General features: G+C 54.3%; 9 protein-coding genes. 3 read left to right on the top strand and 6 right to left on the bottom strand.

Annotated features, from left to right (window positions below):
* Both ACSZPU_RS06475 and ACSZPU_RS06470 read left to right on the top strand, forming a co-directional pair.
* Window positions 1–245, top strand: a 245-nt coding sequence (locus ACSZPU_RS06475) for a hypothetical protein (RefSeq protein ID WP_498996708.1), incomplete at its 5' end; no start/stop codon positions are given.
* Between the two features lie 99 nt (window positions 246–344).
* A complete protein-coding gene (locus ACSZPU_RS06470) occupies window positions 345–1,646 on the top strand; it encodes an MFS family transporter (protein ID WP_498996706.1) in 1,302 nt (433 codons plus the stop codon).
* Here ACSZPU_RS06470 and ACSZPU_RS06465 read toward each other — a convergent pair.
* The 5 genes from ACSZPU_RS06465 to trxC all read right to left on the bottom strand — a co-directional run bounded on the left by ACSZPU_RS06465 (window position 1,643) and on the right by trxC (window position 7,363).
* Window positions 1,643–1,966, bottom strand: coding sequence for a YfiM family lipoprotein (locus tag ACSZPU_RS06465; RefSeq protein ID WP_498996709.1), 324 nt, complete (start codon window positions 1,964–1,966; stop codon window positions 1,643–1,645). The two genes, ACSZPU_RS06470 and ACSZPU_RS06465, sit on opposite strands and share 4 nt — an antisense overlap.
* A gap of 48 nt (window positions 1,967–2,014) precedes the next feature.
* Window positions 2,015–3,370 carry a CDP-diacylglycerol--serine O-phosphatidyltransferase gene (pssA, locus tag ACSZPU_RS06460; RefSeq protein ID WP_498996705.1) on the bottom strand — a complete coding sequence of 452 codons (1,356 nt, stop codon included), beginning with the start codon at window positions 3,368–3,370 and terminating at the stop codon, window positions 2,015–2,017.
* 114 nt (window positions 3,371–3,484) lie between these two features.
* The gene (locus ACSZPU_RS06455; RefSeq protein ID WP_498996704.1) at window positions 3,485–6,145 is read right to left on the bottom strand and encodes a bifunctional acetate--CoA ligase family protein/GNAT family N-acetyltransferase; all 2,661 of its coding nucleotides are present in this window, start codon (window positions 6,143–6,145) and stop codon (window positions 3,485–3,487) included.
* 32 nt (window positions 6,146–6,177) lie between these two features.
* Entirely contained in the window at window positions 6,178–6,876 is a 699-nt protein-coding gene (locus ACSZPU_RS06450) for a tRNA-uridine aminocarboxypropyltransferase (protein ID WP_498996703.1), read from the bottom strand.
* A gap of 67 nt (window positions 6,877–6,943) precedes the next feature.
* Window positions 6,944–7,363: a thioredoxin TrxC gene (trxC, locus tag ACSZPU_RS06445; protein ID WP_498996701.1), complete on the bottom strand. Its 420-nt coding sequence runs from the start codon at window positions 7,361–7,363 to the stop codon at window positions 6,944–6,946.
* Between the two features lie 203 nt (window positions 7,364–7,566).
* On the opposite strand from trxC, the gene ACSZPU_RS06440 reads away from it, so the two are divergent.
* Window positions 7,567–8,646 carry a tRNA/rRNA methyltransferase gene (locus tag ACSZPU_RS06440; RefSeq protein WP_498996699.1) on the top strand — a complete coding sequence of 360 codons (1,080 nt, stop codon included), beginning with the start codon at window positions 7,567–7,569 and terminating at the stop codon, window positions 8,644–8,646.
* A gap of 85 nt (window positions 8,647–8,731) precedes the next feature.
* Here ACSZPU_RS06440 and ACSZPU_RS06435 read toward each other — a convergent pair whose 3' ends face one another.
* Window positions 8,732–9,151 carry a desulfoferrodoxin family protein gene (locus ACSZPU_RS06435; RefSeq protein ID WP_498996697.1) on the bottom strand — a complete coding sequence of 140 codons (420 nt, stop codon included), beginning with the start codon at window positions 9,149–9,151 and terminating at the stop codon, window positions 8,732–8,734.
* Between the last annotated feature and the right edge of the window lie 58 nt (window positions 9,152–9,209).

The raw sequence follows: 9,209 nt of genomic DNA, 5'->3' as shown, positions 1-9,209 counted from the left end.
GGCAGGACGCCCGTCATAAACTGCCAGGCATCAAACAAGGGAAGAAGGCCATCCTGACGGATGGGCTTTTTGCGTTTCTGCTATCTACGATTTCTCTCATTTCTGATTTGTATTCCTGTTCCTCACCCAATCACGCTAACTACTCTGATTTTGCAGGCAAATACGTCAGACTGAAGACTACCTTCAGCATGCCAGAGGGCAGATGTCGCGCTGGGGATAAGTACATTCTTAGGCTAACATTCTGAAATGATAGCAGGCAAATCATTAACACTGTATTTACTTTTTGCCCGGGCGTAATCTGATTTTTCCAAAAAATCGAACACGTCCGACCAAAGGGGAGAAATATGGCAGAAGTCACCGCTCGTCCAGAGCACAAAACAACAGATTTAACCGATGTACGTCGCAGAGTGTGGGCAATCGTTGGCGCCTCATCGGGGAACCTGGTGGAGTGGTTTGATTTCTATGTCTATTCGTTCTGCTCGCTCTACTTTGCTCATATCTTTTTCCCCTCCGGTAACACAACCACTCAGCTCCTCCAGACCGCAGGCGTATTCGCGGCGGGCTTCCTTATGCGTCCGATTGGCGGCTGGTTATTTGGTCGTATCGCCGACAGGCATGGCCGTAAAACCTCCATGCTGATTTCCGTATGCATGATGTGTCTGGGATCGCTGGTTATAGCGTGTTTACCCGGTTACGAAAGTATCGGAACATGGGCACCTGCGCTGCTATTACTGGCAAGATTGTTTCAGGGATTATCGGTTGGTGGTGAATACGGCACCAGCGCAACCTACATGAGCGAAATCGCCGTTGAAGTGCGTAAAGGGTTTTATGCCTCTTTCCAGTACGTTACCTTGATTGGTGGTCAGCTTCTGGCACTTCTGGTGGTGGTGGTTCTGCAACAGGTTCTTGATGATGCCGAACTGCGCGCATGGGGCTGGCGTATTCCGTTTGCCATCGGTGCAGCGCTGGCTATTGTGGCACTCTGGCTGCGTCGCCAGCTGGATGAAACCTCGAAGAAAGAAGTGCGGGCATTAAAGGAAGCTGGGTCGCTTAAAGGGTTATGGCGTAATCGCCGGGCCTTCATCATGGTGCTCGGCTTTACCGCCGGCGGATCACTGAGCTTCTACACCTTCACGACCTACATGCAAAAATATCTGGTTAACACCACCGGTATGCACGCCAATGTGGCCAGTATCGTCATGACTGCCGCGCTGTTTGTTTTCATGCTGGTTCAGCCCCTGATTGGTGCCTTATCGGATCGTATTGGCCGTCGTGCTTCGATGCTCTGTTTTGGTGGTCTGGGGACGTTGCTCACATTACCGATTTTAAGTGCATTGCAACACGTTACGTCACCCTATGCTGCCTTTGCATTAGTGATGGTGGCGCTGATCATCGTGAGTTTCTACACATCAATTAGCGGCATCCTGAAAGCCGAAATGTTTCCGGCACAGGTTCGCGCGTTGGGCGTGGGATTATCTTACGCCGTTGCCAATGCGTTGTTCGGCGGTTCTGCCGAGTACGTCGCGCTGTCGCTGAAATCAGCGGGTATCGAGACGACGTTCTTCTGGTATGTCACCGCGTTTTGCGCCCTGGCATTCGTTGTTTCGTTAATGCTGCACCGTAAAGGTAAGGGGATTCGTCTCTAATGATTGGCCAGTTGCCACACGGCGTAACCCGTTGTGGCACCTGCAACATCCCAGGCAAAATCTTTCCAGCTCCAGCCGCTCCCTGCAGGGCGGCTATCCCACAATTCTTTCGTTGCTCCAAGGCTTATGGAAAACATTAGGCCATAGGTTGCGCTACGATCGCGGCTGTAACCCTGATGCTGCGCATACTCGTTACCCGCAGCGGAGAGCATGGCGGAAGCAATAAAATGCTGTGCTTTATCCTGCCCGCTCCATTGGTCATTTGCCATGTGAGCACACCCGGTTAAACACAGAGCACCAGCCAAAATTAAGCATCGCATCATAGGGAAACCTGAAAAAAAGCCCCATCAAATGACGGGGCCGGGAGATTACAGAATGCGGCTGATAAGCTTATCGATTCGAATTCGGCGTAAGCGGCGAATGAGTTTGCGCACTTTTACCGGATAGTCGGCGATACTTTGCAAATCGCGATAGTGGTTAACCACCGTGGTGTGGGTGCGGATAAGATCCAACTCTTTGTCACGCTGAGCGGCCAACTGATGTTTTGGATCGTGGATCAGAATGGCATTTTCCAGATCCAGACGCCATGCGCGCGGGTTAAGGTTGTTCCCCGTCAGCAGCACCCATTCATCATCGACCCACATCCCTTTCAGGTGATAACTGTTGTCCTCGTCTTTCCACAAACGCACAACCAGCTGATCGGTGTTGACGTAATACTGCAGGCGGCTCAGGAAACGACGCAGGTTGATTTCATACAAATACGGCAGTGCGCCGATGATTTTAAACGGCTGATCTTCTGGAATAAAGAAGTCGTTCGCCGTTTTATCACCCACGATTATTTCAACTTTTTTGCCTTCCCTCAGGAGCTGGATAATATTGCGGACCAGCACGGCAGGCAGGTTGAAATAGGGCGTACAGATGACCAGTTTCTCTTCTGCACAGGGCATAAGATGGAAAATGGTCTTATTCAGCAGACTGGTTTTTCCGAGACCAACCAGCGGCGTAACGGAAAGCTGATCGTTATCGGCATCACCCTGGAAATGATAGGCGGCGTCGCGCAGTTCCTGGCGATACAGACGAATATCGTTTTTGATCTCAGGGCTTTTCGGGCGTTGCGCGTTGTCGAGACGATTTACGCCGCGGCCTTCGATCAGGTTTTGCTTAACCCAGTCCAGCATGATATCCGCCATTCTTGGGTTGCGGATAAGCTGGTAGCGATCGTAGCGGTATTTGTCGTGCTGATGGAGGTAAACATCGTTCAGGCTCGCGCCGCTATACAGCACGCTGTCGTCGATGATAAAACCTTTAAAATGCAGTACGCCAAGGGCTTCACGGGTATTCACAGGCACGCCGTAAACCGGGATCTCAAGACCTGGGTTTTCCTGCGCCATGCGGCAATACCAGTCGGCATTGGTGTTGGATGCTGCCGCGCCAATACGACCACGCTGTGCACGGTGCCAGTCGACGAGCACGCAGATTTCAAGCTCAGGGCGCTGACGTTTGGCGTCATAGAGGGCGTTCAGAATACCTTTACCGCCATCATCCTGCTCAAGGTAGAGCGCGATAATGCAGATACGGCGCGTTGCGCTGGCAATTTTTTCCAGCAATATCTCCCTGAAATTAGCGGGAGAGTAGAAAAACTCTACATCATCAACTGACTGGGAAAGCTTGGGTAGTTGGGCAAGGTGTTGTTGATGTTTATTACGTTTAAATTTTGACAACATCACAGTGCGTTTCTTCTCTGTTTATTGAAAGGGCTTCTGTCCGATAAAACCAACAGAAGCGGACAATGATAACACCAGTACTTGTGAAAGTGGTCAACATTTCCAGTACCTTACTTAGGATTGCGCGGTCTGTACCAGATTCAGGGACAATCCAACAATCCCATCCTCGATCTGAATGTCGACCTCAAATCCCAGCTTACGCGCCAGAGTCACCATGCCGCGATTGTTCGGCATAGTAATACCATTCAAACGCTTAAGTCCGTGATCTCGCGTGTAACTGATGAGCTTTTCCAGCAAACGTCGCCCAAGACCCAATCCTTTCAAATCGGAACGAACCAGTACCGCAAACTCAGCATCGATGTTATCCGGGTCAGAGATGGCGCGGGTTACGCCGAGGATCTCATCCTTTCCTTCCGCCTGGCGTACTGCAACAAATGCCATTTCCCGATCGTAGTCGATCTGCGTCATATTCGCTAAATCATCATGGGTAAATTCGTTGATCTCGCTAAAGTAGCGATAGTACAAATCTTCCTTTGTTACCCTGGCGATAAATTGCTGCAACTGCGGTTCATCCTCAGGCAGGATGGGGCGAAAAAGACAGGTCTCACCGTTCTTGAGTTCTACGGTCTCTTCAAGCTGCTGCGGATAGGGCCGAACGGCGAGACGACTTTCGCCATTGCCGCTAAGGGCCGCAACCGTGAGTGTGACATCCAGGGCCGTGAATTCATTGCCGGAAGCCAACAGGGGATGGATATCCAGACGCTGGATTTCCGGGCAGTGCACAATCAGATTCGATACCTGCACCAGAAACTGGCTCAGTCCGGGGATGTCCAATGAACGCAGGGCGCTGCGCCCGCGGATCTTTTTACTTTTGATGGCCTGAATAACCAGATAACGCGCCAGATTCATATTGAGCGGCGGTAGCGCAACGGCGGCCTGCTCCTGGGCGCGCCATTCGACGCCGCCTTCACCCAGCATAATCAGTGGACCAAAAACCGGGTCAGACTCGACGACCACGCGCAGCTCCTGTGCGCCGGCGCGGTTTGCCATACTCTGCACCTGCAGACCGTGGATCCGCGCCTGCGGCCAGTTCATTTTCACGCGGTCGATAATCGCATCCGCAGCCTGCTGGACCTCTCTCGCGGTACGCAGGTAGAGCATTACCCCCTGGACTTCGGATTTATGCGGAATATCCGGTGAACGTAATTTGAGCGCCACGGGATAGCCAATCTGTTCGGCAATGTGCACCGCTTCTGCGCTATCGCCAGCAATCCAGGTCGGCAGCGTCTGAATCCCCCAGGCGCTGAGTATCGGCTGCACTTCGTGGGTATCGAGCGTGGTTGCCCCTTCTTCGATAGCCTGCTGTAGCAACTGGTGCGCTTCGGCCGTATTGGCCGTCAGGTGCGTGGGAAGGGCGGGGGTTTCACGTAACTGCTTCTGGTTACGCCGGTACTCGACCATATGCATAAACGCGGTGATCGTCCCTTCGGGGGTACGATAGGTCGGCAGACTGGCTTCGCTGAATAAGCGGCGGGCTTCCTGAGAAGAGTACTCGCCACACCAGTTCGTCAACACCGTAACGTACTTGCCGCGCGGGTGTTTTTTCAGTGCATCAATCAGCGCAAGTGCACTTTCTTTGCCGGGGGCCACGGCGCTAGGGGAGTGAATCACCATCAGCGCATCAAAATCCTGGCTATCGAGCAGGATGTCCAGTGCGCTGGTATAGCGTTCGTTGCTGGCATCATCGCGTAAATCGAGCGGATTGCCCACGTTGACATAATCGGGCAAGGCGTCACGCAGCCGGGCCAGAGTATCGTCACTCAGCTTTGCCAGTTTGCCATTGCGCGACCAGAGCTGATCCAGTGCCAGTGCGGCAGGGGCCGCGCCGTTACTGATGATCATCAGGCGGTCGCCGCGCAGCGGGCGCATATGGCTGAGCGTTTCGACCGCAGAAAACAGCTCGTGGGTATCCTGCACGCGCAGTAGCCCGGCGCGTTGGATTGCGGCATCCCAGGCCAGATCCAACCCGGCACGGGTTTGCAAAAGCCGCTGGGCTTCGGGGCTGCGGCCACTTTTGATAACCAGAATCGGTTTATTGCGCGACGCGCTACGCGCCGCCGAAACAAACCGCCGTGCGTCGCTTAAATGTTCGAGATAGAGCAGGATAGCGCTGGTTTTTGTGTCACGTGCCAGAAAGTCCAACAGTTCATCGACGTCGATATCCAGGCTGTCGCCCAGCGCAATAAAGTAGGAAAACCCCATCTCCCGTTGCTGGGCCCAGTCGAGGATGGTGTTGGAGACGGCGGCAGATTGTGAAATAAACGCGAGCTTACCCCGGGTAATTGGCACCGGGGAGAAACTGGCGTTAAGCCCCTGCCACGGGGCGAGTAATCCCATACTGTTTGGCCCGAGCAGGCGCATCTGGTAGCGTCCTGCGCAAGCCAGCAGGTCGGCATGTTGCTCCGGGGGAGCAGAGAGAATGATGCAGGTTTTACAGCCTTTTTGGCCGAGCGCTTCCAGCAAGGACAGATTGCGTTTCGCGTGGGTGCAGAGCACGGCGAGGTCTGGCACATAGGGTAGGCTGGCGATATCCGGCCAGGCCAGCACCCCGAGTACGGCTTTGTAAGCCGGTGTCACCGGTAAAACCGGCCCGGCAAAACCGCCTGCCAGAAGATTGCGCATCATCAGGAAACCGGCGCGATCCGGTTTCATTGATGCCCCGATCACCGCGATCGACTTGGGACGTAACAACGCTTCCAGCCCACGTTGGCTCATACCGGCCTCCAGAAAAGAGTGACCCAATGATTTTAAACGCTTTCTGGTTCTTTTGCTGTGACGCTACGCTGATGATTCGCTTTACCGGCCAGGTAACGTTCGCGAAAGAGGGAGAAATGGGCCCCGAGGCCTTTCGCTGCGGCCTGGTCGCCCGCTAAATCCAACAACGCAATGGCCACTTCAGCGGTGCAGTACTGATCGTCGGCATGCGATTCACGCAGACGATAGGCCGATACCCGCGACAGATCGACGGAGATAACCGGCAGGGCGTCGAGATACGGGCTTTTGCGAAACATTTTGCGCGCTTCGGTCCAGGTGCCATCCAGCATGATAAACAGCGGCGGCTTTCCGCAAGGCGGCGCGGATAAGACCTGACGTTCACTTCCGGCATAGGAAGCAGGAAAGACGACCATTGGCTGGTATTCGTCGCTGGCACACAAATCAATGAGCGCCTGAGGCGGCTCGGTACGTGACCAGAGAAACGCCGTGGTGTCAGGCAGAATATCGGCAATAAGTCTGCCGGTGTTGCTGGGTTTCATGGGTTCGGTATCGAACATCACCAGGCAAAACCGGCTACAGGCTGTGCTGGGTTGTAACGTGTCACACAGGCACTGTGGTTTGGGCAGCAGGCAGCGCTGGCAACGAATAACGCGATTGCCTCGGGCGAGGAAAGGTCGGGTTGATTGAGCAATACGCATTGCCCGGAGCGTCAGTACGGCGTTGTCAGTCATGAGAATCGCGTGAAAAACGCCATTGTCGCAGAGCTGAAAATGGGGCACAAGATGTGCCCCGCCAGGATTAGAGAGATTCGTTGAGCCAGCTATCAAAAGGGGCTTTCGGCACCGCGCCGCTCAGGATGTCGACGACCTCGCCATTTTTGAACAGCATAATGGTTGGAATGCTACGGATCCGAAAACGCGCACTGAGTTCGCGTTCTGCTTCCGTATTCACTTTCACAAAGCGGACTTTGCCACTGCGCTCTTCCGCCACATCTTCAAAAATCGGCGCGAAGCTACGGCAAGGACCACACCAGGGGGCCCAGAAATCGACAACGACCGGCAGGTCATCTTTCAGCAATTTATCCAGTGTTTCGCCAGTGGCGTTAATCACATCGCCGTCGAACAGCTCATGTCCACAGCGTCCACACTTTGCGACATCGCTAATGCGCGCTTCGGGAATGCGGTTAAGCGCCTGACAGCTTGCACATACGGTATTCATAACTAACCTCAGGAGAGCAGTGGTACAGAGTGGCACAAGGCCGATATGTTTCTAATATGTTACATATTATTGATGAAGTGGTTTTAAACGACAATGCGTTTTATTCAATGAGTACAATAGTCGATAGCTTTTAAACGAATTAATGGCTAAGCGCCTGCACATCAGGTAATCTGCGCGCTCGCGCAGCGCTGGTGGAGAAAAGCATGAACGATGAACTGAAAAACAAAAGCGGCAAAGTCAAAGTGATGTATGTCCGCAGTGACGATGATTCCGATAAACGCAGCCAAAACCCGCGTACCGGGAAAGGGCCAGCTCGTAGCGGATCGTCTCGTGCCGATGGTGGCCGTCGCCCCGCTCGCGAAGAGAAAAACAGTGGTCGCCGTCCTGCTCGCGAAGATCGCAGCAATGACCGCGGTCGTGACCGCGATCGCCTGCCGAGTGATTCCCCGTGGCGTACCGTTTCCCGTGCACCGGGCGAAGAAGCACCCGCTAAAGCGGATCACGGCGGTATCAGCGGTAAAAGCTTTATCGATCCAGAAGTATTGCGTCGTCAGCGTGCGGAAGAGACCCGCGTGTACGGCGAAAATGCCTGCCAGGCGCTGTTTGCCAGCCGTCCTGACTGCATTGTCCGTGCCTGGTTTGTTCAGAGCGTGACCCCACGCTTTAAAGAAGCCCTGCGCTGGATGGCAGCTAACCGCAAAGCCTACCACGTGGTTGATGAAGCTGAGCTGGCAAAAGCATCCGGCACCGAACACCATGGCGGCGTTTGCTTCCTGATTAAAAAACGTAACGGGATCAGCGTTGAGCAGTGGGTCGCGCAGGCCGGGGCAGAAGATTGCGTTCTGGCGCTGGAAGATGTGGGTAACCCGCATAACCTGGGCGCGATGATGCGCAGTTGTGCGCATTTCGGCGTGAAAGGCGTTTTGTTGCAGGATGCGGCCATTATTGAATCCGGCGCGGCAGTTCGTACGGCGGAAGGCGGTGCGGAGCACGTGCAGGCGATTACCGGCGATAGCGTACTCGACGCGCTGGATGGTTTCCGTAAAGCTGGTTATGCGATCGTGACCACCTCCAGCCATAAAGGCACGCCGCTGTTTAGCGCTACGCTGCCGAAGAAGATGGTGCTGGTGCTGGGTCAGGAGCGCGACGGTCTTTCCGATGCGGCGCTCGACAGTGCAGATCTGAGCATCTCGATTAACGGCACCAACAAGGTTGAGAGCCTGAACGTGTCCGTGGCAACCGGCGTGTTGCTGGCCGAATGGTGGCGTCAAAACAAAGCATGACGGGCCAATATCAGCATGCCGTGCAGGCATGCTGATTTATCCTCTTCTGCATCTGCTCGCTTTTATCCCCTGAGCAGATGCACCATCAAAATGAATGCTTCCACAATCCATCCTGATTGCACCAGCTATAGGCGGTGAATCCTCGCTTACAGTTAAATTTGCATCGACTGCCTTTGCAGACCGGGCGGTCGCAGTACACATATGCATCCTTTCCGGCCAGGGCGAAGGTCGCTTCGGGCAGGTCTCCCGGTTTGAGAAATTTGAACTGCCCGCCCTCGAAGGTATAAACGTAAATCCACAGCAGGCGGTGATCTTCTGTCATAGGATGCGGCGTCGCACCGACATTCACCGTCAGGGTATTTGACTCAAATCCGCCGGAAATGGTCATCAGCGGCAGATGCTCTTCTGCCCGGACATCATCGCTTGCACCCTGCGGGACCAGCGCACTCAGCGTTTCGCCACAGCAGCGTATTTGCGTCTCGCTGCCGTGAGTGCTGATCGCCACAAGAAACTGCCCGCAGTGGGGGCAGTGAAAAAACGTCGGTTCGCGCTGGATGAAAGAC

It is taken from the genome of Phytobacter sp. V69 (assembly GCF_965644215.1).
In the GTDB taxonomy this organism is placed as follows: Bacteria; Pseudomonadota; Gammaproteobacteria; order Enterobacterales; family Enterobacteriaceae; genus Phytobacter.
Note: the sequence above shows the minus strand (reverse complement) of the source record. Positions and strands in the feature narration are given on the sequence as shown.

Coding starts and splice junctions, on each gene's coding strand:
- ACSZPU_RS06470 (WP_498996706.1), top strand. CDS start 345: ATGGCAGAAGTCACCGCTCGTCCAGAGCACAAAACAACAGATTTAACC.
- ACSZPU_RS06465 (WP_498996709.1), bottom strand. CDS start 1,966: ATGCGATGCTTAATTTTGGCTGGTGCTCTGTGTTTAACCGGGTGTGCT.
- pssA (WP_498996705.1), bottom strand. CDS start 3,370: ATGTTGTCAAAATTTAAACGTAATAAACATCAACAACACCTTGCCCAA.
- ACSZPU_RS06455 (WP_498996704.1), bottom strand. CDS start 6,145: ATGAGCCAACGTGGGCTGGAAGCGTTGTTACGTCCCAAGTCGATCGCG.
- ACSZPU_RS06450 (WP_498996703.1), bottom strand. CDS start 6,876: ATGACTGACAACGCCGTACTGACGCTCCGGGCAATGCGTATTGCTCAA.
- trxC (WP_498996701.1), bottom strand. CDS start 7,363: ATGAATACCGTATGTGCAAGCTGTCAGGCGCTTAACCGCATTCCCGAA.
- ACSZPU_RS06440 (WP_498996699.1), top strand. CDS start 7,567: ATGAACGATGAACTGAAAAACAAAAGCGGCAAAGTCAAAGTGATGTAT.